This window comes from Enterobacter sp. BNK-18 (genome assembly GCF_047456135.1).
In the GTDB taxonomy this organism is placed as follows: Bacteria; Pseudomonadota; Gammaproteobacteria; order Enterobacterales; family Enterobacteriaceae; genus Enterobacter; species Enterobacter ludwigii.
Genome location: NZ_CP179899.1, coordinates 2010038 through 2031598 on the forward strand (window position 1 = coordinate 2010038; position 21561 = coordinate 2031598).

A 21561-nucleotide genomic window follows, 5' to 3' on the forward strand; every position below is an offset into this window, starting at 1 on the left:
CGAACCATGAAAAGAGTCTTCGTCGCCGGTACGATCCTGCTGCTGGCGGGCTGTAACATTAATCGCCAGGCTGAGGTCAGCGCCCTGGACGCGCCAAACGGCATCGTCCGCCTCGACTACGGGCAAGCAATGCTGCAAAACGCCTATTCCGATGAGTATGTTAATAACGGCACCGCAGCTAAAGCGTGTCAGAGCATGGGGTATGCCACCGCCTCTGCCTATGGCCAGCCCATTAAAACCTGCACCCTGACCAGCGGCTCTCTGTGTCTCAATGAGAGCGTGACGATCCAGTATAAATGCATGGGCTTTGCCGTAAACCCTAAAGCAAATAACCCGTGGTATTAATCTGTGCTGCCAGTATTGACTGGCAGTGTATTTCATTACGAACAAAAACAATTCTCATTAATAAAATATAAAATCGGCAATGCGTTTTATTCCCATTCGTATTTTAAATAAAGAAATAATTATTTTACGTTTTGCAAATAATTAAATAACAAATTATAGTGTCGCTCATTGTGAACCAGAATTAATAACCCGGAGCGTCACCATGCTGAAAACTGAAATGATCGACAAGCTCAATGCGCAAATGAACCTTGAGCTTTTTTCATCCCTTCTCTACCAGCAGATGAGCGCCTGGTGCAGCTACCACAGTTTTGAAGGCGCTGCCGCCTTCCTGCGCCGCCACGCGCAGGAAGAGATGACCCACATGCAGCGTCTGTTTGATTATCTGACTGACACGGGCAGCCTGCCGCGCATCGATAACGTTGCGTCCCCGTTTGCCGAGTATAATTCGCTTGATGAGCTCTTTCGTGCGACCTATGAGCACGAGCAGCTGATTACGCAAAAAATTAACGAACTGGTTCATGCGGCAATGATCGGCCAGGATTATCCGACCTTTAATTTCCTGCAGTGGTACGTGGCAGAGCAACACGAAGAAGAGAAATTGTTTAAATCCGTGCTGGATAAATTGTCTCTGGTGGGGAAAACAGGCGAAGGTCTTTACTTTATCGATAAAGAACTTTCTACCCTCGATACACAGAAATAATATTGCTGCGGTGCTGTTTTCAGCGCCGCACTTTTTATTCTCCGCGCACAGATTTACATACCCCCCGCACAGCTTGTACACCGCCAGTCCTGCGCATTGACCGCCTGGTAAAAATACCGGTAGTTAGCCGTCTCCAGCGGAATACCGGCATCAAAAAAAACATCTGTCAGCCAGTCTACGTTTTCGATGATCCACTCATCTTCTTTTAGCCCCTGCGCAAAGGTGTCGTCCTCAGGATCGATGATCGAATAAATAGCCCAGGTACCCATATCCTTTTCACGACGCGATTCAGGAAGCTGCAGGATCTGGTTCTGCCAGCTGATTATCCAGTGACCATGGCACAGTAAATTACCGCCCCGGCTCCACGCCGCGGTAAAGGGATTATTTCCCGCCATCTGCCCTCACTTTATTTGAAAACTTATAGTTATTGTTTAAATTACGCCTGATTTTTCGGCAAAAATAGTGCCCTTACGAAGTAGGTATCCCCTCCCAAAGGGGCAGGTCCGGGTAAATTACCTAAAGTCGAAAATATCGTAAATAATTCATTACACCTACTGTAACGGTCATTTGACGAAGCGGGGCTTTTCCCTTACTCTGCGCCGCAGAATTTGTCGCGATTACGAATCGTTGTAGAGGAATGCGTGAAAAACAGAACCCTGGGAAGTATTTTTATCGTCGCCGGAACGACGATTGGCGCAGGAATGCTGGCGATGCCTCTGGCTGCCGCAGGTGTTGGATTTGGAATGACACTGCTGCTCCTTGGCACACTCTGGGCGTTGATGTGCTACACCGCCCTGCTGTTGCTTGAGGTTTATCAGCATGTGCCCGCGGATACCGGCCTGGGTTCTCTTGCGGCACGCTACCTGGGACGCTATGGCCAGTGGATAACCGGCTTTAGCATGATGTTCCTGATGTACGCCCTGACCGCAGCCTATATCAGCGGCGCCGGGGAGTTAATCGCCTCCAGCGTTAACGACTGGTTCGACGCTGATATCACGCCTTCAACGGGCGTTATCTTCTTTGCGCTTATTGGCGGGGGGGTGGTCTGTGTGGGGACTTCGCTGGTCGATCTGTTTAACCGTTTTCTGTTCAGCGCCAAAATACTGTTCCTGATTGTGATGCTGGTTCTGCTGGCACCGCATGTTCACAAGGTTAATCTGCTGACGCTGCCGCTGGAAAAAGGGCTGGCGCTGTCCGCGATCCCGGTTATTTTCACCTCGTTTGGCTTCCACGGCAGCGTGCCCAGCATCGTGAGCTATATGAACGGCGATATCCGTAAGCTACGCCGCGTCTTTATGGTGGGGAGCGCTATCCCGCTGATTGCCTATATTTTCTGGCAACTGGTGACGCTGGGAAGCATTGACGCGTCGACCTTTACCGGGCTGATGGCGGAACACGCTGGCCTGAACGGCTTTCTGCTGGCACTGCGCGAGGTAGTCACCTCCCCGCACGTTGAGCTGGCGGTCCATCTGTTTGCCGACCTGGCGCTGGCCACCTCATTCCTGGGCGTGGCGCTCGGCCTGTTTGATTACCTGGCCGATCTGTTCCAGCGTCGTAATACTGCCGCAGGACGCTTACAGACGGGGGCAGTCACCTTCCTGCCTCCTCTGGCGTTCGCGCTGTTTTACCCGCGTGGGTTCGTGATGGCGCTGGGGTATGCAGGTGTGGCGTTATCCGTGCTGGCCCTGCTGCTCCCTTCCCTGCTGGCCTGGAAGAGCCGCCAGCAGCACCCTCAGCAAGGGTACCGCGTCATGGGCGGCAAACCGCTGCTGTACATTGTGTTTGCCTGCGGAGTGATGATTATTCTGGTGCAGTGCTTGATAGCCGCAGGAATGCTACCGGAAGTGGGTTAACAAAAAAGGGGCTGAAATCAGCCCCTTTTTATTAGTGCAAACAGCAGCTCTTAAACTTCTTCCCGCTGCCGCACGGACACGGATCGTTACGCCCGACCTTTGTGCCGTTAACAATCGGTTTTTTTGCTTCCGGCTGCTGTGGGTTGTCCACCCAGTAATTGTACAAACGCAGAGCCGCAGGCTGAATGCTCTCAATGCTGGCTTTATATTCGTCTTCGCTCAGCTCATCCAGCTTCTCGCTGTTCTCGTCTGTACCGTGCAGCGCAATCGCATCAAGATCGGCCTTCAGTGCTTCCGGTAAGGCTGACCAGTCCGTCAGCGCCACACCGCGCATATAGCCATAACACCACTCTTCAACAACGGTATAGCTCTCGCCGTCGACATCGTTGTAACCAAACATCGGCTCAAACTGATCCGGGTATTCGCTCAGGCGCTCAGCAATGTCGTTCATATGCTTAAAGCAGAGATCGATAAAACGGTGCATTTCACGATCGTTTTTCCAGCGCGGAATGTATTTCTCGCCACCCCACACGGCCACCAGCCAGGTATCTGGCTCAACGACAACAGGGCCGGAAAGGACTGCGGTAAGCATGCCGTCCAGTTCAGACACGTCAATCACGGACGCATCGTCATGACCGTAAGACATTAATGTCTCTTCAAGCCACGCCATTTCGCTTTCATTCAATGGGCCTTCAGTCATCGCTGACACTCCTGATAAAAAAGGAAAAGATCCTGACACATATCTCACGGCTTTCCTATCTGAAGTTTAGGTCTTTATTGCTGCAAAAACGTGCAAATCGTGACCATTGCACAACTTATGGGCTTTGTTGTTAACGATATGTGATCTCCGCTGTAATTTCATCGCGTCCCACAAGGTGCCATATCACCGCACTCTATACTCAAACATGTCACAACCCGCTCAATGGGTTAACCATTCTGGCAACGATTTTGCTTAATGTTCTTCGCGCGAACCTGCGCAGGGAAACCTCGCCGTATTACTCAGGCGTTGTCTGGATCTTGTTCGTTTAGTGCATTTTGTTCTTGCTCGTGTTTTTGGATTGGCTGCGCCGTCGGCGTCCGGGTTTACGTCGTGGTGCAAAAACCTCTTTGCTAAGGAACATAATAATGTCGCTGAAATTTATCAGAACTCCCCTTTCTCTCGTGCTGGCCGGTTGTCTGGTGACGGCATTTTCTGCGCATGCAGATATTGTCATTGGTGTGGCCGGGCCGTTTACCGGTCCAAACGCCACCTATGGCGATCAGTACTGGCACGGTGCAACGCAGGCCGCTGAAGACATTAACGCCGCAGGCGGCATTAACGGCGAGAAGATTAAGCTGGTTCAGGGGGATGATGCCTGCGAGCCGAAACAAGCCGTGGCCGTCGCCAACCGCCTGGTCGACCAGGATAAAGTCAACGCGGTGGTCGGCCATTTCTGCTCCTCTTCCACAATGCCCGCCTCCGAGGTGTACAGCGACGCGGGGATCCTTGCCATTACCCCGGGCTCGACCAACCCGCTCATTACCGAACGAGGCATGACCGATATGTTCCGCATGTGTGGTCGCGATGACCAGCAGGGCCAGGTCGCCAGCGATTTCATTATCGATAAGCTGAAAGCCAAACGTGTGGTCATCATCCATGACAAAGACACCTACGGTCAGGGGCTGGCAGACGCCACCAAAGCTGCGCTGGCGAAGCGCGGGGTTCAGGATGTGATGTATGAGGGCTTATCCCGTGGTGAGAAAGACTTTAACGCGCTGGTGACAAAAATCGGCGCGCAAAAGCCGGATGTGGTGTTCTTCGGGGGTTGTCACCCTGAAGCCGGCCCGCTGGTTCGCCAGATGCGTGAACAGGGCGTGCAGGCGAAATTCTTCTCCGGCGACTGTATCGTCAACGAAGAGATGGTGACCGCGGCGGGTGGGCCGCAATATACCAAGGGTATTTATATGACTTTTGGTAAAGACCCGCGTCTGATCCCGGATGGGAAAGCGGTCATTGAGAAATTCCGCGCCGGTAAATTCGAGCCTGAAGGTTACACCCTCTACTCTTATGCCTCCGTTCAGGCCATTGCCGCGGCCTTCAAGGCTACGGGCGGTAAAGACTCGGCCAAAGCCAGCGAATGGCTGAAAGCCAATGCCGTCGACACGGTTATGGGCAAAAAAGCCTGGGACAGCAAAGGCGATCTGAAAGTGTCTGACTACGTGGTATATCAGTGGGACGATAACGGAAAATATAAGGAAGTTCAGTAACGGGACGGAGTCACGCTCAACGCCGGCAGGTTCGCCTGTCGGCGCGTAATAAACATCAGGCTGCGCGTGCCGCGCAGCTTAAAATAACGAGCGCGCTATGATGAGTACATTCTTCCTGCAACAGTTAATAAATGGCTTAACGCTGGGCTCCGTGTATGGATTAATCGCCATCGGCTACACCATGGTGTATGGCATCATTGGTATGATTAATTTCGCCCACGGCGAAGTGTATATGATCTCCGCCTACCTCTGCGCCATTGGCCTGGCGCTGCTCTCCTTCTTCGGCCTGCAGTCGTTCCCGTTGCTTATCCTCGGTACGCTGATTTTCACGATTGTGGTGACCGGTGTTTACGGCTGGACTATCGAGCGTATTGCCTATAAGCCGCTACGCAACTCTACCCGTCTGGCACCGCTTATCTCCGCCATCGGGATGTCTCTGATTTTGCAAAACTACGCGCAGCTGAGCCAGGGGCCACGTCAGCAAGGGGTGCCCACGATGCTGGATGGCGTACTTCGCCTGCATATTGGTGAGGGGTTCGTTCAGATAACCTACACCAAAGTGTTTATTCTGGTTGCCTCGTTCGCCGGCATGCTGTTGCTGACATGGATAATCAACAATACCCGGCTTGGGAGGATGTGCCGTGCGGTGCAGCAGGACCGCAAAATGGCCTCCATTCTGGGCATTAACACCGACAGAATCATTTCGCTGGTCTTTGTGATTGGCGCGGCGATGGCCGGTCTGGCGGGTGTACTCATCACCATGAATTACGGCACCTTCGATTTCTACGTCGGATTTGTCATTGGCATCAAGGCGTTTACCGCAGCGGTGCTCGGCGGGATTGGCTCCCTGCCCGGTGCGATGCTCGGCGGGTTGATTCTGGGCGTCGCCGAGGCGCAATTTTCCGGCATGGTGAACTCAGATTATAAAGATGTGTTCTCGTTTGGCTTGCTGGTCTTGATCCTGATTTTTCGTCCTCAGGGTCTGCTTGGCCGCCCGATTGTCGCCAAAGTGTGAAGGAGAATACGATGACCTCTCACGGCTTTTCGCTTAAGCGCTGCATTCTGGACGCCATTTTTTCCGGGCTGATTGCGTTAATAATTTTTGGCCCGATTGCCGGCGTGGTGCTGGACGGATACAGCTTTAATTTCGCCGGACAGCGGCTCGCATGGATAGTCGGCATCGTGATGCTGGGCCGTTTTCTGCTGAGCGCTTTTTTAGGTACCGCTCCGGGTGCACGTTTCCAGGCACGTTTTGAAGCCGACAGCGCGGGGGTTTATGTCCGGCCGCCGGAATACAAAAGCCGCATGCGCTGGATAATCCCGCTGATTATCGCCCTTGCGATCTGCTTCCCCTTTGTTGCCACCAAGTACGTTCTCACCGTCGCCATTCTTGGGCTTATCTACGTGCTTCTCGGTCTCGGGCTGAATATTGTGGTCGGTCTGGCCGGGCTTCTGGATCTCGGTTATGTCGCTTTTTATGCCATCGGCGCTTACGGGCTGGCGCTGGGGTATCAGTATCTGGGATTAGGATTCTGGAGCATGCTGCCGCTGGCGGCGATTATGGCTGCCGCGGCCGGCGCCCTGCTCGGCTTTCCGGTGCTGCGCATGCACGGTGATTACCTGGCGATCGTCACGCTTGGCTTTGGGGAGATTATTCGCCTGATCCTCAACAACTGGCTGACCTTCACCGGTGGCCCGAACGGCGTTTCTGCCCCGCCTCCCACCTTTTTCGGACTGGAGTTTGGCCGCCGCGCCAAAGAAGGAGGCGTGCCCTTTCACGAATTTTTCCATTTGACCTACAACCCGAACATGAAGTTTATCTTTATCTACACGGTGCTGTTCCTGGTGGTGATGCTGGTGCTGTATATCAAGCATCGTCTGACGCGGATGCCGATTGGTCGGGCATGGGAAGCCCTGCGGGAAGATGAAATCGCCTGTCGCTCAATGGGTTTAAATCATGTGCTGGTCAAGCTCTCGGCCTTTACGCTGGGTGCGTCGACTGCCGGCATCGCCGGGGTGTTTTTTGCCACTTATCAGGGCTTTGTCAACCCGACATCGTTTACCTTTTTTGAATCGGCGCTGATCCTGGCGATTGTGGTGCTCGGCGGTATGGGCTCAACGCTTGGCGTGGTGCTGGCGGCGTTTGTGCTCACGGTGACGCCGGAGCTGCTGCGCAGTTTTGCCGAGTACCGGGTTTTACTGTTTGGCATGCTGATGGTGGTGATGATGATCTGGCGTCCACGCGGGTTGATCCGCATTAACCGCAGCGGGTTTGCCGTGCGTAAGGGCGTAGCGCCATGAACGGAACGATATTAAGCGTTGAACATCTTATGATGCATTTCGGCGGGATCAAGGCGTTAAACGATGTCAACCTGGACGTGCAGCGCGGTTCAATTACTGCGCTTATTGGCCCAAACGGCGCGGGAAAAACCACCGTCTTCAACTGCCTGACCGGTTTCTATAAGGCTTCCGGCGGCAATATTTTCTTTAATACGCGCAATAAGACGACCAACGTCATTCAGATCCTCGGGCAAAAATTCCAGCCAGGAGACTGGATCCACCCTGCGCAGTTTGGGCAACGCCTGTTCTACAAAATGTTCGGCGGCACTCACCTGGTGAACCGCGCCGGACTTGCGCGCACCTTTCAAAATATTCGTCTTTTTCGCGAGATGTCGGTCGTGGAAAACCTGCTCGTGGCACAGCACATGCGCGTCAATCGCAACCTGCTGGCTGGGGTATTCAAAACGCCAGCGTACCGTCGGGCGGAAAACGACGCGCTGGACAGGGCCTTTTACTGGCTGGAGGTGGTCGATCTTGTGGAGTGCGCCAACCGCCTGGCGGGCGAGATGTCGTACGGTCAACAACGGCGCCTGGAGATCGCGCGGGCCATGTGCACCGGCCCGGAAATGATCTGTCTGGATGAACCCGCCGCCGGGCTGAACCCGGTAGAGACACATAAGCTGAGTAACATTATTCGTTTTCTGCGCGACAACCACGGCATAACGGTATTACTGATTGAGCACGACATGGGGATGGTGATGGAAATATCGGACGACATTATTGTGCTCGACCATGGCGATGTGATTGCCCGGGGGAAACCTGAGCAGATCCAGCATGACGAAAAGGTGATTGCCGCCTATCTGGGCACCGATGAAAGCGAGGTCACCCTATGAATGAGCCGCTGCTGGCATTTCGCGAGGTGGATGTGTTCTATGGCGTGATCCAGGCGCTGAAGCAGGTATCCCTTGAAGTGCATAAAGGGGAAACGGTGGCGCTTATCGGCGCGAATGGCGCGGGTAAATCGACATTGCTGATGTCTATTTTTGGCCAGCCGCGTATTCGTAACGGGCAGATCCTGTTTTGCGGCGAAGACATCAGCCATAAATCTACCCACTATGTGGCCTCCGGCGGCATAGCGCAGGCACCCGAGGGGCGGCGTATTTTTCCGGATATGACGGTTGAAGAGAACCTGCTGATGGGGACCATTCCTGTCGGCAATCAATTTGCCGCCGACGATATGCAGAGCATGTTTGAGCTGTTCCCACGCCTCAAAGAACGCCGTAAACAGCGAGCCATGACCATGTCCGGCGGAGAACAGCAAATGCTTGCCATCGCCCGCGCGCTAATGAGCCGCCCTAAACTGCTACTGCTGGATGAACCCAGCCTGGGTCTGGCGCCCATAGTGGTTAAGCAGATCTTCCAGACGCTGCGCGAGCTGGCTCGCAACGGCATGACCATTTTTCTGGTAGAGCAAAATGCGCATCATGCTCTGAAGCTTTCTGACCGTGGCTACGTCATGGTCAACGGGCAAATTCGCCTCAGCGGCAGCGGCGAGGAGTTGCTGGGAAACCAGGAGGTAAGAAAAGCCTATTTAGGCGGAGTGTAATTCATACGCGTGTCATACGCATGTCGCGCATAACTGTAAATATATGTCAGGCGATACGACGCGGGTGATTCAAGTTACCGCTATTAACATCTTCGCTGATTATTTATGAAAGATAGACATTTGCGGCCATCGGTCCGCTGAGTCCGTTGATACGACAGAACTCAACGCGAATCCCGGGAAGGAGCGTTTCTTTTTCGTTGTTATTAAAGGCTGAAATGTGGAGAAAAACGTCCTTTCGACCATCTGAAGGGATGATTAGGCCTTTGCCACTGTGCATATCAAAACTTTTGACAATTCCTGTCATTTTACGAGACAAATAAGATCCTCTTAGAAAACATGCATTAACTATACACACAAATTAATTTTAAGCTAATGCAGCGTGACACTTTTTATGTGAGCCTTCCGGAAGGCTAAAATAAAAATTGCTAATTCTCCCGCCTCATGCATTAATGAAGTCGTTGGTTTAATCCACACACGAGCGTAAAAAATTTTACCCGGCAGTCCTCATAACCAGGCGCTATCGCTGATATCCCCTCCTTTTGAGTCCATACGTTTAATATTATACGTTTCTTAGCATTTCAAATACTCACAAGGAGTCTGCATGTCTTCAAGAATTATAGGTTTGGTTAAGTGGTTTAACGAAGATAAAGGTTTCGGTTTTATCTCTCCTGTCGATGGTAGCAAAGATGTGTTTGTGCACTTTTCTGCTCTGCAGGGTGATGATTTTAAAACTCTCTTTGAAGGCCAGAAGGTCGAATTTGCTATCCAGAGTGGCGAAAAAGGCCCTGCTGCTGCAAGCGTAATACTTTGCGATAGATAAAGTTATCACGGACCCGCGATCACGATGATGGATTTTTCCTGAGTAGACGGGTCCTGGATTAGAAGGCTTTTTCTGAGCAACAGGTCAGCATATTTTTCTCGTAGAAAGAGTGTGCTGACCGATGTGATGAAGTGCAGGTCTGCTGCACGAAGAGTCTTAAAGCAGAAGCGAGCTGCTTGTAAAATATCAAAGTGCGTAAGAGGTCAGGCAACCTCCAAAAGCATCACTTCTTCAATGTTGCTTTGCCAAATGAGATCGTCTTTAAAGACGCAAATTCATCATCTGGCAAATGCATTTTAGAATTTTTGAGCGGTTTTGAAAAGAGTGCTGCAGTGTGGGCAGACAAGTTGAGCCCCTTTTTGTACACGGCTGAAACTATGCTCAGAGTCTTTTGAACAGTTTGGACATGGACATTTAACTAAGTAATTGCGACGGAATTGTGTATTTTTACGTCCTGACATAGGCATCTCCTGATTTAAACGACTGTCACCATACACGTTCACGAAGATGATTGCTTGCTTTTATTTCCGAATGATTGCAAAAACCAAAGAAAGTACAAATGCAACGCTTTTTCGAAAATTAAATACCGCTAATGTTAAAAAAGGTAAATGATATCAACTTAAATATTCACTTCAGATGCCCATGTTGTCATGGCTCCCAATACAGAACGTCGATTTTTGATGTGTCTGAAAAAAATCCGTATGGCGCTAAATGCATTTTCTGCAAATCGACGATGACATTCGCAGACAGACCTGACAGCCAGACAAAAATTTTCGCGCCGTCCTGATTCCCCTCGCCTTCACAGAGAAGGTGCTTAAGCAGATAACGACCAACAAGGTGAGATATGAAGAAAGTCATCGTCTTTTTCAATGGTAAACCGAGCAATGTTGTCACCGTGCTTAAGGGTATTACATCCATACGGCAGGAATATCCGAATGGTGAAGCGATAAACCTGCAGATAATGTCCGCAGGTTTTCCTTCTCTGACCGGCGATCATGAAGTGGTTTATGTGGCGTCGGACAGGGAGCTGACTTCTCAGGAAATTCTGGATGCGGCTAAGAAATATTTATAATTATTCTGAATGTATGGCTGTTCTTGTAGATGCCCTTGTTTAAGGGTAACCCCCTTCTTATTTTTGCTGCTAACATCTTTTGTTTACCCTCCCCGCGTTAAAAATCTTATACGGAATGAATAATACGTTAACGCTATCGCGAACAAACACATCCCTAATAGACTTAATTGCGTCATAATGTGTCAGGTGGCTTATTATCTCAGCCCTGATTCATTCAGTTGTGTGTCAGACACAATATGCGTTACCTCATCCAGGTGCCCAATTCGGGCCTCCCCTGAACGATTAAACTTACTCTTATCTATCAACAATAAAGACTGAGAAGCGCGCTTGAGTAGCAGCGATTTGAAGCCAGCGTTGACCCTGTTGGAATCCCACAACCCTCCATGACTGTCTATCCCTTCGCAGGAGAAGATAAACAGGTCGATGTCCAGCAGTTTAAGTTGTGAAATCAACGAGGGGTTAACGTAGCAGCCATACTTACGCTCGAGTTTACCGCCGGAGCTAATAAGTTGAATCTGTTCACGTTTGCCCAGTTCCAGGCAGATGGGGTGACTGTTAGTAAAGACCTGAATATCGATGTCAGGCAGTTGACGCGCAAGGTACCAGCAGGTTGAGCTGGCATCCAGGGCAATGACCATCCCGGCTTCAATCCACTCCAGCGCTTCTCTGGCGATATCCGCTTTATGCGTGAAGTGGCTCTTAAGGCGAATATGAAAAGGATCGCCGCTGTCCTGGTTTTCCCGGTGAATATATTTCGCCCGACCGTGGTTGCGCAGCACTTTTCCCTGCGCCTGCAGTTCGCTGAGATCGCGGCGAATGGTCTCTTTACTGACGTTAAGCTGGGTGGATAAAACGTCCGTCGTCAGACTATGATGCTGAATCGATGGGCGTGAAAGTGGAAGGGCTGAGCCTTGCAGACGCGCGCAATGCTGCCGTGGATGCCGTCTTCAGGCTTAATCACGATGTGGGGATCCCGCTCCATCTGCGTGAGGCTGGAGTACAAAAGGAAGATATCCCGATGCTTGCCCAGGCGGCATATGATGATGTCTGTACTGCCGGCAACCCACGGGAAGCGAGCCTGGCAGATATTAGCGAGCTGTACCATACCGCCTGGTAGTGCGACTGCGTTACCCGGTTTAGAGGACCCTTCTGGGCCGGGTGACGCAGAGAGACAGTGCCATCAGTATTTAAAACCGTGATTTCGCAGCTGACGACCGACGCCAACAGATCCTATCGGTAATGGCCATTGTTGGGCATGATTGCCCTCTTATTGTGGCGAAGTTGAAGGGTGAAACTAGGGTATACGGCGAAAAACAGGCACAAAAAAACCACCTTTCGGTGGTTTCACGACACTGCTTATTGCTTTGATTATTCTGCTTTTTCCCATGGTAGCCGGAGTGGGACTTGAACCCACACAGCGCGAACGCCGAGGGATTTTAAATCCCTTGTGTCTACCGATTCCACCATCCGGCCAGGGAAGAAAGTGGAGGCGCGTTCCGGAGTCGAACCGGACTAGACGGATTTGCAATCCGCTACATAACCGCTTTGCTAACGCGCCGTAAAACTTTTTTACGCGACACCCGCGATTGCGCATGTCTTTAATCTGGAGCGGGAAACGAGACTCGAACTCGCGACCCCGACCTTGGCAAGGTCGTGCTCTACCAACTGAGCTATTCCCGCATGTCATCAAGTTAACTTCTAACCACTTGATTTCATTATCGTCCGGCTAGCTGTGCCGCCGTTCGATGCGTTGCATTCTACTGATATGACGGTATGAGTCAACGTTATTTTTTGCATCCCCGGATCGTTTGCTGAAAATTACGTCGAAACGATCACTGATCAAGCAAATCGCCGCGGGCAGCGTTTAAATATTGCAGCATAGACCACAGCGTCAGTACCGCAGCAACCCACAGCAGCCCAATCCCCGCCCACTCAACCCAGGCGTTTGGACGCCAGAGCATCCAGACCAGCGAGGCCATTTGCGCGGTAGTTTTCACTTTACCAATCCACGATACCGCGACGCTGCTGCGCTTACCCAGCTCCGCCATCCACTCACGCAGCGCAGAGATGATGATCTCACGACCAATCATGGTTGCTGCAGGCAGCGTTACCCACCACGTGTGGTAGTGCTCAGCCACCAGCACCATCGCGATAGCGACCATGACCTTATCGGCGACCGGGTCGAGGAAGGCACCGAAGCGGGTGCTTTGGTTCCAGCGGCGTGCCAGATAACCGTCAAACCAGTCCGTAACCGCAGCCACCAGGAAAATCAGTGCACAGGCAAAAGGGGCCCAGACGACTGGCAGGTAAAACGCCAGTACAAAGAACGGGATAAGCACAACGCGAAAAAGAGTGAGCAACGTAGGGATATTAAATTGCATAATGACGGTAACTGTTTGTTGTCAGTAAAATTTAGCTCTATGTTGCTACAGAGCCCTCAATGTTTCAACGAGTAGTAGATCTTTTCTGCCAGCGCTTGCGAAATACCCGGCACTTTTGCAATTTCCTCCATGCTGGCATTGAGTAATCCTTGCAATCCGCCCATATATTTAAGCAACATCTGTCTGCGTTTTGGCCCTACGCCTTCGATGGTCTCAAGCGTACTGGTGTTTTTTACCTTCGCCCGTTTTTTCCGGTGCCCGCTGATGGCGTGATCGTGTGACTCATCGCGGATATGCTGGATAACATGCAGTGCCGGAGAATCCGGCGGCAGGCTGAAGCCCTCCCCTTCCGGCTCAAAGAAGAGCGTCTCCAGACCGGCTTTACGATCGGCCCCTTTTGCCACGCCCAGCAGCAACGGATGGTTTTTATCCCAGCTCACATCAAGTGAGTCAAAGACCGCTTTCGCCTGCCCGAGCTGCCCTTTCCCGCCGTCAATCAGTATCACATCCGGGATTTTGCTCTCTTCGATGGCTTTACCGTAGCGACGGCGCAGCACCTGGTTCATGGCTGCATAGTCATCACCCGGCGTGATCCCGGTGATGTTATAGCGACGATATTCCGCGCGCAGCGGGCCGTTAGCATCAAACACCACGCAGGAGGCCACGGTCTGCTCGCCCATCGTGTGGCTGATGTCGAAACACTCCATCCGTTTAACCTCCGGCAGCTTCAGGAGCGTAGCCAGTGCCGTTAAACGCTGGTGGACCGTCGATTGCTGGGACAGTTTTGTAGTAAGCGCCGTCGCCGCATTGGTCCGGGCAAGCTTCAGGTAACGCGCGCGGTCACCGCGCGGTTTGGTCTGCACGTTAACCCGACGACCAGCCAGTTCTGACAGCGAATCCGCCAAAAGCGTTTTATCGTCGAGATTGAAATCAAGCAGGATCTCCGATGGCAGCGTGCGCATCTGACTCCCCTGCAGATAGAACTGGCCGACGAAGGTTTCAACCACCTCACCCAGCTCCGTCCCCCCCGGCACTTTCGGGAAATAGCTGCGGCTCCCGAGCACTTTACCCTGACGAATAAACAGCACATGCACGCAGGCCATGCCGGCGTCAAAGGCAACACCGATCACGTCGAGATCGTCACCGGTGTTCGAGACGAACTGTTTCTCAGTGACTCTGCGCACCGCCTGGATTTGGTCGCGGATCCGCGCGGCCTCTTCGAACTCCAGCGCTGCACTGGCTTTCTCCATCCGGGCGATCAGCTGCGTTAATACCTGATCGTCTTTCCCGGCTAAAAACAGGCGCACATACTCGACCTGCTGCGCATACTCGTCTTCACTCACCAGCCCGGCAACGCATGGCCCCAGACAGCGGCCAATCTGGTACTGCAGACACGGGCGCGAGCGATTGCGATAGACACTGTTTTCACACTGGCGAACAGGGAAGATTTTTTGCAGCAGCGCCAGCGTCTCACGTACGGCATAGCCATTGGGAAACGGGCCGAAATATTCACCCTTGGCATGTTTTGCACCGCGGTGCATAGCAAGCCGGGGGTGCGTATCGCCGCTCAGGAAGATAAACGGATAGGATTTATCATCGCGTAACAGCACGTTGTAGCGCGGCTGATAGAGCTTAATATAGTTATGCTCAAGCAGCAGCGCCTCCGTCTCGGTATGCGTGACGGTAACATCAATATTCTGTATGAGTGCGACCAGTGCTTCGGTCTTGCGGGAGGCAAGGTTACTGCGAAAATAGCTGGAGAGGCGCTTTTTGAGATCTTTCGCTTTCCCCACGTAGATAACCGTACCGCCAGCGTCATACATACGATAGACGCCAGGCTGGCTGGTTACGGTTTTCAGAAATGCTTTTGAATCGAACACATCACTCACTGACTTAACAACGTCTCCGCATTACATAAACCATGCCGGATGGCCAGATGAGTCAGTTCAACATCACCATGAATGTTCAGTTTGCTGAACATGCGATAACGATAGCTGTTCACCGTTTTCGGGCTAAGATTCAGCTGTTCCGAGATCTCATTTACCTTCTGACCTTTGGTGATCATCAGCATAATCTGCAATTCACGCTCGGACAAACTGGCAAACGGCGATTCCGTTTTCTCGGGTTCGATCTGACTCAGGGCCATCTGCTGAGCAATGTCGGAAGCAATGTAACGCTGACCGGCAAAAACGGAACGGATAGCATTGACAACTTCCTGCGGCGCGGCACCTTTACTCAGGTAACCGGCAGCGCCCGCCTGCATCACTTTCGCGGGCAGCGGGTTTTCAGTATGCACGGTCAGCATGATGACTTTTGTATCAACAAAGGTACGCGCGATTTTGCGGGTTGCTTCAAGACCACCGATACCGGGCATGTTCATATCCATCAACACCACATCGGCCGAATTAGTGCGGCACCATTTTACGGCATCTTCGCCGCAACAAGCCTCACCAGCAACTTTAATACCTTTTATATCTTCAAGAATGCGTCGTATCCCTGCGCGCACCAGTTCGTGGTCATCAACAAGAAGGACGTTGATCAAAGGAAATGTCTCCAGAATAGGGATAACGCTACTGAGTGATAATTTGGTTTATATTAACGGTTTTCCTCACAAGATTAAAACGTTAAAAAATCGGCTATTCGATTTCGCTCTCGTTTTTGGAAATTAGGCTGTACAGAACGTGGAAAGAGAGCCCGCGCCACCAGGGCTTGTGCAGCTTTTTTTAAGCATCTGTATTCAAAAAGTTACAAAAAACCTGTCGCCTGAGTCCGTAAAAAACAGTTCTTAAATTTTTGTAACAATAATTAACGGCAAGCGAACCGGGTATAAACAATTCGTCGCTATTAACGCCGCACAGTTTAGCGGCACGCGTTGTTTACGCAAATAAACATCCTGTGTAAAAGTACGAAAAACAACCGCTGCATTTTTTGCTGCGCCTTGTGGTATACTCCGCCGCCTTGACTTTCATCGTCGCGCACGAGCGCCGTTTTATAATGAGGAAAATAAATGAGCACACCTGAATTTGCCACTGCGGAGAATAACCAGGAACTGGCACAGGAAGTAAACTGCCTGAAATCGCTGCTAACGCTGATGCTACAGGCGATGGGCCAGGCTGACGCCGGTCGTGTGATCATTAAAATGGAAAAACAAATCGCGCAGATGGAAGACCAGGCTGAATCCGCGGTATTTGCCAACACCGTTAAGCAAATTAAACAAGCCTACCGCCAGTAATAAAAAACGGCTGGATGCGGTGCATTCAGCCGTTGCCTCGTCTGACACGCAGAACGTACTCTCTACTCAAATAAGCCCGGTCGCCGCCGCGTAACACGCGATCTGCGTCTTGTTAGGCGCATTGAATTTTTTCTGCATATTCTTCTGATGAAAGTTAACCGTATTCTCTGAGATGGAGAGAATGATCGCAATTTCCGCCGACGTCTTCCCTTCCGCGGTCCATTTAAGAATTTCCCGTTCACGTTTGCTGAATTTCATCTCAGGCGGCATCACCATCTCATCTTCAAATCGAATCAACGATGTTAAGGCCACTTGCACCAGCAGTTGTAACCGCAGCTCTATTTCCTCGTGGTCTAACGGGCTCTCCAGCATGCTAGTACGAGAAACCGACAGAAAACCGAGAGCATGATTCGGCAGCATCAGACACTGCGTTATTCCTGTACGTAAGCCGTGCTCCCGTGCGCTATGCCATAATTCCTCAGCATCCGCGAATAATTCGTCAGTCCAGGGTAAATGCCCCTGGATGAAATTCTCCGGTTTTAACACCGGGTCAATGGCGAAATAATTCTTCGACTGATATTGCGCCTGCCACTGTGGCGGATAAGTGGTATGCACAGAAATCTTAGGCCGCGTAAAAGGCACGGGATGGCGTACGCAGAGTGCGTAATAATCAAATTCTAGCGCCTGAGTTTGTCGCTGAAGTTCCTGATATACCTCGTCGGCACAGGTCAATTTCTGAAACCGGAGGGAGCATTCCCGTCGCCAGGTGAAAAAGTCTGAATCCTTCATACTTACTAAATGAAGCCTCTGAAATGATATTCATTATTATGGTGAATATAACCTAACACATAAAACTTATTTCTAACTACAAAATATCGGCAACAGCACAATTAACTTTACGTTTGATAAGGTTTATTGGGCCTGAGCGGAATAAAAAAACACGGTGTCGGGCGCAGGGGGAGAATAATTTGCCCCAGATGAATTTTCTGGAGCAAATTAGTGCAAAAATTCTACTGCATAAGGAATTTTTCAAGGAACTGACGGGTTCGCGGCTGCTGTGGGTTGGAAAATAAGTGTTTTGCCGGCCCCTGCTCCACGATCCTTCCCTGATCCATGAAAATGGCGCGGTCCGCCACATCACGAGCGAAGCTCATCTCGTGGGTAACGATAACCATTGTGCGTTTCTCCTGTGCCAGCTGGCGGATGGTGTTCAGCACCTCGCCCACCAGCTCAGGGTCGAGCGCAGAGGTCGGTTCATCAAAGAGGATCACATCCGGACGCATCGCCAGCGCGCGGGCAATCGCCACACGCTGCTGCTGACCACCTGACAGGCGGCGCGGGTAGCTGGTTTCTTTACCGGCCAGCCCGACTTTTGCGAGCAACTCGCGCGCGCGAACCGTCGCGTCCTCTTTGGCTTCCCCTTTTACAATGACCGGGCCTTCAATGATGTTCTCCAGCACCGTCCGGTGTGGGAAGAGATTGAAGTTCTGGAAAACAAAGCCCACATGCTGGCGCAACTGGCGAATCAGACCTTTTTGCTGGCTGATGGATTTGCCGGTATCAATCGTAATGTTCCCCACCCGAATCGTGCCTTCTTCAGGCTGTTCAAGCAGGTTGATGCTGCGCAGCAGCGTTGTTTTCCCGGAACCACTCGGGCCGATAATGGCGACCACTTCGCCCTGCTCAACCTCCAGATCAATCCCGTGGAGCACCGTTTGACCGTGGAATTTTTTCACCAGGTTTTTAACGTCGATAGCACTCATTTTGGATCACGCTCCTGGCGGTTAAGCTGGTTTTCGAAATAGTTTTGCAAGGCGGATAACACCGTCGCCATTACCCAGTAAATCAGCGAGGCCGCCAGATACATGGTGAACACTTCCAGGGTGCGCGAGGTAATAAGCTGCGCCTGACGGAACAGTTCCGGTACCTGAATGGTGGCCGCCAGCGACGTGTCTTTCACCAGGCTGATAAAGCTGTTGCTGAGCGGTGGAAGCGCCACACGCGCCGCCTGAGGCAGAATGGCTCTGCGCAGCGTTTGCCAGGGCGTCATACCGATACTGGCCGCCGCTTCCCACTGCCCTTTATCAATGGACGAGATTGCCGCACGCAGCGTTTCAGAGGTGTATGCCGCCGTATTGAGCGACAAACCAATCATCGCCGCCGGGATCGGATCCAGCTCAATACCAAACTGCGGTAAACCGTAGTAGATCATAAAGAGCTGGGCGATAAGCGGCGTGCCGCGAAACACAGAGATATAAAAACGTGCCACCCAGCGTACTGGTAAGACGGGTGACATACGCATTAAGGCCAGCACAAACCCGAGTACCAGACCGAAGAACATCCCGCCAATACTGAGCTGTAACGTAAATACCGCACCTTTAAGCAGGTACGGCAGGGAATCAATAACCAGTTGAATACTTTCTTGCATTATTATTTTTCGACCTGATTTTAGACATGAGGATGGTAGGCAAACAGCGCAGGTGCCCCGCCGGTGTGAACAAACAAAATCGGCCCTTCATCCTTAAAGCGCTTCTGTTCAATGCCATCGATAAGACCGGCCATCGCTTTGCCCGTATACACGGGATCAAGCAGGATACCCTCGAGGCGCGCCAGCAATTTCACCGCGTCCATCCCCTCTTCATTAGGCGTGCCGTAGCCTGGTGCAAAATAGTCGTCCCAGAGCTGGATATCAGCCGTTGCCTTCAATGCCAGTTGCTCTGCCACCGCCTGCTGTAAGGTGACCACTTTCGGCTTCTGGTCCGCGACGCTACGCGATACCGTCACGCCAATAAGCTCGACATCGGGTAATAATTGCTCCAGACCTACGGCCAGCCCTGCGTGGGTACCTGCACTGCCGGAAGCAACAACGACAGAAGAGAGGCTGACCGCTCCCTCGCATTGCTGGGCAATCTCCAGCGCACTTTCCACATACCCTAGCGCGCCCAGCGCATTCGAGCCGCCGACAGGAATAACGTAGGGACGAAAACCCTGCGCTTCCAGACGCGTCGCCAGTTCATCAAGTTGTGCGGTCGGGTCGGTTAATGCCTCGACCATTTCGACTTGTACGTTAAACAGATCCAGCAGCAGACGGTTGCCGTTAGTCAGATAGTTTTCTGCTTGCGTTCCAATTGGGTTTTCCAGCAATGCCACACAGTGGAGACCCAGCTTTGCGGCCACCGCGGCGGTCTGGCGGACATGGTTAGACTGAATGGCACCTGCGGTAATGAGCGTATCCGCGCCTTCACGCAGGGCGTCAGCGGCCAGAAACTCCAGCTTACGCAGCTTATTGCCCCCCATCGCCATCGGCGTTACGTCATCGCGCTTAATAAAAATATCGCGTCCTAAATAGTCAGAAAATCGCGGCAGATACTCCAGTGGAGTCGGCGCGCCGATAAACTCCAGGCGGGGAAAGCGCGTTAAATTCTGTAGTGACATGGGTTCTCCGGTAACACTGACTCAATGTGATATTTTTCATTATGCACGCAGACGCGTAAGAAATAAAAAAGGCGCTTTTAAAAGCGCCTTTTTTTAACGTCAAAGACTTATTTCGTGACGTCTACCCCGAACCACTTCTCAGAAAGGGCTTTCAGGCTGCCGTCTTTTTGCATGTCAGCAATCGCAGAGTCAATCGCTTTAACCAGGTCGTCGTTGCCTTTACGAACGGCTACACCGGATTCCTGACGAGAGAACGCATCACCGGCTACCGCCAGGGTATTGTTGGTTTTCTTCACCAGATCCAGCGCGGCCAGACGGTCAACCAGAATCGCATCAATACGACCTACGCGGAGATCCTGGTATTTTGTCGGGTCATCATCGTAAGTGCGGATATCCACACCCTGAACGTTCTGGCGCAGCCACTCTTCATAGTTGGTTCCCAGACCGACACCGACTTTTTTGCCTTTCAGGTCAGCGGCCGTTTTGATGGTGCCTTCGTTACCTTTCTTCACCAGCGCCTGGATACCGGACACGGTGTACGGCGTGGAGAAGTCATACTTCTTCTTACGCTCGTCAGAAATGGTCACCTGGTTAATCACCACATCAATACGTTTGGAATCCAGCGACGCCAGCATACCGTCCCATTTGGTCGGTTTGATGGAGGCTTTCACGCCAAGGTGTTTCGCCAGTTCCTGTGCAAATTCCACTTCAAAACCGGTGAGTTTACCGTCATCGCCCTGGAAGCTGAACGGAGGATAGGTTCCTTCCAGCCCGACCAGCAGCGTACCGCGCTCTTTCACTTTATTCAGCAGATTTTCTGCGGCGAACGTTTTCACGCTCATACCCGCGACCAGCGCGACTGCCATTACACCCATCAGCGCCTGACGACCCAGAAGTGCTAATTTCATAAATACCCCGATATAGTGGAATTTTTGAGTAGTGTAGAGAAATCACCTGCAAGGTCAAAGGCGACTGCGCTACATCTTATTCTTTTTTAATATATATCAGAAGTTGTTCCAGCGTGGGCTTTCTGCTTTATGACACCCGGCATTTGTACCTTATATTGTGCATACTTGCGCAGCGCAATGCGGTAGTTGTTGGTGCTGGTCGCAGGCAACCACGGCTCAAGATTCTCATCCAGATAGCCGGTCTTCAGCAGATCGCGGGAGATGTTGTTCACGGTGAGATGTTGTCCGAGACGGCGCAGGCGGACGACATATTCGCGTACGGTTCCGTGGCTCATCTCCGTTTGTTCAAACAGGAATTGTTTGAAGCCGATAATGTCGAAGAAGTCGCTTTGCTCTTTGCAGTGGAGATCACCGCAGAAACGGCAAAGCGCCACCCACTCTTTTTGTTCTTCGAGCCATGCTGCTTCATCCATCAACGTGTCGAGGCGTGAAATCGCGATCTTATTAACGATTTCGCCTCGACGAACCAGCGTGATACGATCGAGTAACTTGTTACAGTGGGCGCAATGCGTCTGGCTGTGTTTAAAGTCTTTCAGGTAGCGGCTTAAAGGCCGTCTTTTAGATTGCTGCACCGTCATGATAACTCCTGGTTGTCAATACGTTGTGCGGCATTTTTCAGGTG

Annotated in this window: 26 protein-coding genes, 3 tRNA genes and 1 pseudogene; 13 read left to right on the plus strand and 17 right to left on the minus strand. The window is 51.7% G+C overall.

The window, feature by feature from the left end:
* Nucleotides 1-6: 6 nt before the first annotated feature.
* Both yecR and ftnA read left to right on the plus strand, forming a co-directional pair.
* A complete protein-coding gene (yecR, locus tag ACMGG3_RS09620) occupies nucleotides 7-345 on the plus strand; it encodes a YecR family lipoprotein (protein ID WP_086463542.1) in 339 nt (112 codons plus the stop codon).
* Nucleotides 346-547: 202 nt separating this feature from the next.
* Nucleotides 548-1045, plus strand: a complete 498-nt coding sequence (gene ftnA / locus ACMGG3_RS09625; RefSeq protein ID WP_014170693.1) for a non-heme ferritin — start codon at nucleotides 548-550, stop codon at nucleotides 1043-1045.
* A 53-nt stretch (nucleotides 1046-1098) separates the two neighbouring features.
* Here ftnA and ACMGG3_RS09630 read toward each other — a convergent pair whose 3' ends face one another.
* Nucleotides 1099-1440, minus strand: coding sequence for a hypothetical protein (locus ACMGG3_RS09630; protein WP_414149813.1), 342 nt, complete (start codon nucleotides 1438-1440; stop codon nucleotides 1099-1101).
* Nucleotides 1441-1686: 246 nt separating this feature from the next.
* Here ACMGG3_RS09630 and tyrP point away from each other — a divergent pair, with 246 nt between their 5' ends.
* A complete protein-coding gene (gene tyrP / locus ACMGG3_RS09635) occupies nucleotides 1687-2898 on the plus strand; it encodes a tyrosine transporter TyrP (RefSeq protein WP_414149814.1) in 1212 nt (403 codons plus the stop codon).
* 31 nt (nucleotides 2899-2929) lie between these two features.
* Here the strand turns inward: tyrP and ACMGG3_RS09640 are convergent, their stop codons facing one another.
* Nucleotides 2930-3598: a YecA family protein gene (locus ACMGG3_RS09640; RefSeq protein WP_020883362.1), complete on the minus strand. Its 669-nt coding sequence runs from the start codon at nucleotides 3596-3598 to the stop codon at nucleotides 2930-2932.
* A 425-nt stretch (nucleotides 3599-4023) separates the two neighbouring features.
* On the opposite strand from ACMGG3_RS09640, the gene ACMGG3_RS09645 reads away from it, so the two are divergent.
* The 5 genes from ACMGG3_RS09645 (at nucleotide 4024) to ACMGG3_RS09665 (ending at nucleotide 9031) form a co-directional block, all read left to right on the plus strand.
* Complete coding sequence (locus tag ACMGG3_RS09645; protein WP_020883361.1) at nucleotides 4024-5145, plus strand: branched-chain amino acid ABC transporter substrate-binding protein; 1122 nt, start codon at nucleotides 4024-4026, stop codon at nucleotides 5143-5145.
* Nucleotides 5146-5245: 100 nt separating this feature from the next.
* Complete coding sequence (locus ACMGG3_RS09650; protein ID WP_025203827.1) at nucleotides 5246-6160, plus strand: ABC transporter permease subunit; 915 nt, start codon at nucleotides 5246-5248, stop codon at nucleotides 6158-6160.
* Nucleotides 6161-6171: 11 nt separating this feature from the next.
* Nucleotides 6172-7446 carry a high-affinity branched-chain amino acid ABC transporter permease LivM gene (gene livM, locus ACMGG3_RS09655; RefSeq protein ID WP_020883360.1) on the plus strand — a complete coding sequence of 425 codons (1275 nt, stop codon included), beginning with the start codon at nucleotides 6172-6174 and terminating at the stop codon, nucleotides 7444-7446.
* Nucleotides 7443-8318 (plus strand): ABC transporter ATP-binding protein, encoded by an 876-nt coding sequence (locus tag ACMGG3_RS09660; RefSeq protein WP_414149815.1) that lies wholly within the window; start codon nucleotides 7443-7445, stop codon nucleotides 8316-8318. The genes livM and ACMGG3_RS09660 overlap by 4 nt, the downstream gene beginning before the upstream one ends.
* Nucleotides 8315-9031 (plus strand): ABC transporter ATP-binding protein, encoded by a 717-nt coding sequence (locus ACMGG3_RS09665; RefSeq protein ID WP_014170701.1) that lies wholly within the window; start codon nucleotides 8315-8317, stop codon nucleotides 9029-9031. The genes ACMGG3_RS09660 and ACMGG3_RS09665 overlap by 4 nt, the downstream gene beginning before the upstream one ends.
* Nucleotides 9032-9134: 103 nt before the next feature.
* On the opposite strand, the gene cspF is transcribed toward ACMGG3_RS09665, so the two are convergent.
* Nucleotides 9135-9347: a cold shock-like protein CspF gene (gene cspF, locus ACMGG3_RS09670; protein WP_025203826.1), complete on the minus strand. Its 213-nt coding sequence runs from the start codon at nucleotides 9345-9347 to the stop codon at nucleotides 9135-9137.
* Between the two features lie 285 nt (nucleotides 9348-9632).
* On the opposite strand from cspF, the gene ACMGG3_RS09675 reads away from it, so the two are divergent.
* Nucleotides 9633-9851: a cold shock domain-containing protein gene (locus ACMGG3_RS09675; protein ID WP_014170702.1), complete on the plus strand. Its 219-nt coding sequence runs from the start codon at nucleotides 9633-9635 to the stop codon at nucleotides 9849-9851.
* A gap of 296 nt (nucleotides 9852-10147) precedes the next feature.
* Here ACMGG3_RS09675 and ACMGG3_RS09680 read toward each other — a convergent pair whose 3' ends face one another.
* Nucleotides 10148-10318 carry a YnfU family zinc-binding protein gene (locus tag ACMGG3_RS09680; RefSeq protein ID WP_305961753.1) on the minus strand — a complete coding sequence of 57 codons (171 nt, stop codon included), beginning with the start codon at nucleotides 10316-10318 and terminating at the stop codon, nucleotides 10148-10150.
* 125 nt (nucleotides 10319-10443) lie between these two features.
* On the opposite strand from ACMGG3_RS09680, the gene ACMGG3_RS09685 reads away from it, so the two are divergent.
* On the plus strand, nucleotides 10444-10638 hold the full coding sequence (locus tag ACMGG3_RS09685; protein ID WP_032669962.1) for a hypothetical protein: 195 nt from the start codon (nucleotides 10444-10446) through the stop codon (nucleotides 10636-10638).
* A gap of 57 nt (nucleotides 10639-10695) precedes the next feature.
* Nucleotides 10696-10923 (plus strand): hypothetical protein, encoded by a 228-nt coding sequence (locus ACMGG3_RS09690; protein ID WP_014170703.1) that lies wholly within the window; start codon nucleotides 10696-10698, stop codon nucleotides 10921-10923.
* A gap of 194 nt (nucleotides 10924-11117) precedes the next feature.
* On the opposite strand, the gene fucR is transcribed toward ACMGG3_RS09690, so the two are convergent.
* Complete coding sequence (gene fucR, locus ACMGG3_RS09695; protein ID WP_414149912.1) at nucleotides 11118-11840, minus strand: L-fucose operon activator; 723 nt, start codon at nucleotides 11838-11840, stop codon at nucleotides 11118-11120.
* On the opposite strand from fucR, the pseudogene ACMGG3_RS09700 reads away from it, so the two are divergent.
* Nucleotides 11798-12040, plus strand: a pseudogene (locus tag ACMGG3_RS09700) (iron-containing alcohol dehydrogenase); the annotation flags it as partial. The gene fucR and the pseudogene ACMGG3_RS09700 sit on opposite strands and share 43 nt — an antisense overlap.
* A gap of 269 nt (nucleotides 12041-12309) precedes the next feature.
* Here ACMGG3_RS09700 and ACMGG3_RS09705 read toward each other — a convergent pair.
* The 6 genes from ACMGG3_RS09705 to uvrY all read right to left on the minus strand — a co-directional run bounded on the left by ACMGG3_RS09705 (nucleotide 12310) and on the right by uvrY (nucleotide 15846).
* Nucleotides 12310-12396 (minus strand) — tRNA-Leu (locus ACMGG3_RS09705).
* 11 nt (nucleotides 12397-12407) lie between these two features.
* Nucleotides 12408-12481, minus strand: a tRNA-Cys gene (locus ACMGG3_RS09710).
* 46 nt (nucleotides 12482-12527) lie between these two features.
* Nucleotides 12528-12603, minus strand: a tRNA-Gly gene (locus tag ACMGG3_RS09715).
* Between the two features lie 152 nt (nucleotides 12604-12755).
* Nucleotides 12756-13304 (minus strand): CDP-diacylglycerol--glycerol-3-phosphate 3-phosphatidyltransferase, encoded by a 549-nt coding sequence (gene pgsA / locus ACMGG3_RS09720; protein WP_014170706.1) that lies wholly within the window; start codon nucleotides 13302-13304, stop codon nucleotides 12756-12758.
* 56 nt (nucleotides 13305-13360) lie between these two features.
* Entirely contained in the window at nucleotides 13361-15193 is a 1833-nt protein-coding gene (gene uvrC, locus ACMGG3_RS09725; protein WP_014170707.1) for an excinuclease ABC subunit UvrC, read from the minus strand.
* Nucleotides 15190-15846: a UvrY/SirA/GacA family response regulator transcription factor gene (gene uvrY / locus ACMGG3_RS09730; RefSeq protein WP_013096026.1), complete on the minus strand. Its 657-nt coding sequence runs from the start codon at nucleotides 15844-15846 to the stop codon at nucleotides 15190-15192. Before uvrY ends, uvrC begins: the two co-directional genes overlap by 4 nt.
* 465 nt (nucleotides 15847-16311) lie before the next feature.
* Here uvrY and ACMGG3_RS09735 point away from each other — a divergent pair, with 465 nt between their 5' ends.
* Nucleotides 16312-16536 carry a DUF2594 family protein gene (locus ACMGG3_RS09735; RefSeq protein ID WP_003859644.1) on the plus strand — a complete coding sequence of 75 codons (225 nt, stop codon included), beginning with the start codon at nucleotides 16312-16314 and terminating at the stop codon, nucleotides 16534-16536.
* Between the two features lie 66 nt (nucleotides 16537-16602).
* Here ACMGG3_RS09735 and sdiA read toward each other — a convergent pair whose 3' ends face one another.
* From sdiA to fliZ, 6 genes are all read right to left on the minus strand, one after another.
* On the minus strand, nucleotides 16603-17325 hold the full coding sequence (gene sdiA, locus ACMGG3_RS09740) for a transcriptional regulator SdiA (protein WP_014170708.1): 723 nt from the start codon (nucleotides 17323-17325) through the stop codon (nucleotides 16603-16605).
* A gap of 221 nt (nucleotides 17326-17546) precedes the next feature.
* Nucleotides 17547-18299, minus strand: coding sequence for an L-cystine ABC transporter ATP-binding protein TcyN (gene tcyN / locus ACMGG3_RS09745; RefSeq protein ID WP_414149816.1), 753 nt, complete (start codon nucleotides 18297-18299; stop codon nucleotides 17547-17549).
* Complete coding sequence (tcyL, locus tag ACMGG3_RS09750) at nucleotides 18296-18964, minus strand: cystine ABC transporter permease (protein WP_014170710.1); 669 nt, start codon at nucleotides 18962-18964, stop codon at nucleotides 18296-18298. Before tcyL ends, tcyN begins: the two co-directional genes overlap by 4 nt.
* A 20-nt stretch (nucleotides 18965-18984) precedes the next feature.
* Nucleotides 18985-19971, minus strand: coding sequence for a D-cysteine desulfhydrase (gene dcyD / locus ACMGG3_RS09755; protein ID WP_047366323.1), 987 nt, complete (start codon nucleotides 19969-19971; stop codon nucleotides 18985-18987).
* A 107-nt stretch (nucleotides 19972-20078) separates the two neighbouring features.
* The gene (tcyJ, locus tag ACMGG3_RS09760) at nucleotides 20079-20879 is read right to left on the minus strand and encodes a cystine ABC transporter substrate-binding protein (protein WP_414149817.1); all 801 of its coding nucleotides are present in this window, start codon (nucleotides 20877-20879) and stop codon (nucleotides 20079-20081) included.
* Nucleotides 20880-20965: 86 nt separating this feature from the next.
* Nucleotides 20966-21517 (minus strand): flagella biosynthesis regulatory protein FliZ, encoded by a 552-nt coding sequence (fliZ, locus tag ACMGG3_RS09765; RefSeq protein WP_014170713.1) that lies wholly within the window; start codon nucleotides 21515-21517, stop codon nucleotides 20966-20968.
* Nucleotides 21518-21561: the final 44 nt, after the last annotated feature.

What these genes read in the sequence shown, in the direction of transcription:
- ACMGG3_RS09665 (WP_014170701.1), top strand. Translation starts at nt 8,315, where the DNA reads ATGAATGAGCCGCTGCTGGCATTTCGCGAGGTGGATGTGTTCTATGGC.
- fliZ (WP_014170713.1), bottom strand. Translation starts at nt 21,517, where the DNA reads ATGACGGTGCAGCAATCTAAAAGACGGCCTTTAAGCCGCTACCTGAAA.
- ACMGG3_RS09630 (WP_414149813.1), bottom strand. Translation starts at nt 1,440, where the DNA reads ATGGCGGGAAATAATCCCTTTACCGCGGCGTGGAGCCGGGGCGGTAAT.
- ACMGG3_RS09640 (WP_020883362.1), bottom strand. Translation starts at nt 3,598, where the DNA reads ATGACTGAAGGCCCATTGAATGAAAGCGAAATGGCGTGGCTTGAAGAG.
- yecR (WP_086463542.1), top strand. Translation starts at nt 7, where the DNA reads ATGAAAAGAGTCTTCGTCGCCGGTACGATCCTGCTGCTGGCGGGCTGT.
- tcyN (WP_414149816.1), bottom strand. Translation starts at nt 18,299, where the DNA reads ATGAGTGCTATCGACGTTAAAAACCTGGTGAAAAAATTCCACGGTCAA.
- ACMGG3_RS09690 (WP_014170703.1), top strand. Translation starts at nt 10,696, where the DNA reads ATGAAGAAAGTCATCGTCTTTTTCAATGGTAAACCGAGCAATGTTGTC.
- ACMGG3_RS09650 (WP_025203827.1), top strand. Translation starts at nt 5,246, where the DNA reads ATGAGTACATTCTTCCTGCAACAGTTAATAAATGGCTTAACGCTGGGC.
- ACMGG3_RS09675 (WP_014170702.1), top strand. Translation starts at nt 9,633, where the DNA reads ATGTCTTCAAGAATTATAGGTTTGGTTAAGTGGTTTAACGAAGATAAA.
- pgsA (WP_014170706.1), bottom strand. Translation starts at nt 13,304, where the DNA reads ATGCAATTTAATATCCCTACGTTGCTCACTCTTTTTCGCGTTGTGCTT.
- dcyD (WP_047366323.1), bottom strand. Translation starts at nt 19,971, where the DNA reads ATGTCACTACAGAATTTAACGCGCTTTCCCCGCCTGGAGTTTATCGGC.
- ACMGG3_RS09660 (WP_414149815.1), top strand. Translation starts at nt 7,443, where the DNA reads ATGAACGGAACGATATTAAGCGTTGAACATCTTATGATGCATTTCGGC.
- sdiA (WP_014170708.1), bottom strand. Translation starts at nt 17,325, where the DNA reads ATGAAGGATTCAGACTTTTTCACCTGGCGACGGGAATGCTCCCTCCGG.
- livM (WP_020883360.1), top strand. Translation starts at nt 6,172, where the DNA reads ATGACCTCTCACGGCTTTTCGCTTAAGCGCTGCATTCTGGACGCCATT.
- ftnA (WP_014170693.1), top strand. Translation starts at nt 548, where the DNA reads ATGCTGAAAACTGAAATGATCGACAAGCTCAATGCGCAAATGAACCTT.
- tcyL (WP_014170710.1), bottom strand. Translation starts at nt 18,964, where the DNA reads ATGCAAGAAAGTATTCAACTGGTTATTGATTCCCTGCCGTACCTGCTT.
- ACMGG3_RS09645 (WP_020883361.1), top strand. Translation starts at nt 4,024, where the DNA reads ATGTCGCTGAAATTTATCAGAACTCCCCTTTCTCTCGTGCTGGCCGGT.
- ACMGG3_RS09680 (WP_305961753.1), bottom strand. Translation starts at nt 10,318, where the DNA reads ATGCCTATGTCAGGACGTAAAAATACACAATTCCGTCGCAATTACTTA.
- ACMGG3_RS09685 (WP_032669962.1), top strand. Translation starts at nt 10,444, where the DNA reads ATGTTAAAAAAGGTAAATGATATCAACTTAAATATTCACTTCAGATGC.
- tcyJ (WP_414149817.1), bottom strand. Translation starts at nt 20,879, where the DNA reads ATGAAATTAGCACTTCTGGGTCGTCAGGCGCTGATGGGTGTAATGGCA.
- ACMGG3_RS09735 (WP_003859644.1), top strand. Translation starts at nt 16,312, where the DNA reads ATGAGCACACCTGAATTTGCCACTGCGGAGAATAACCAGGAACTGGCA.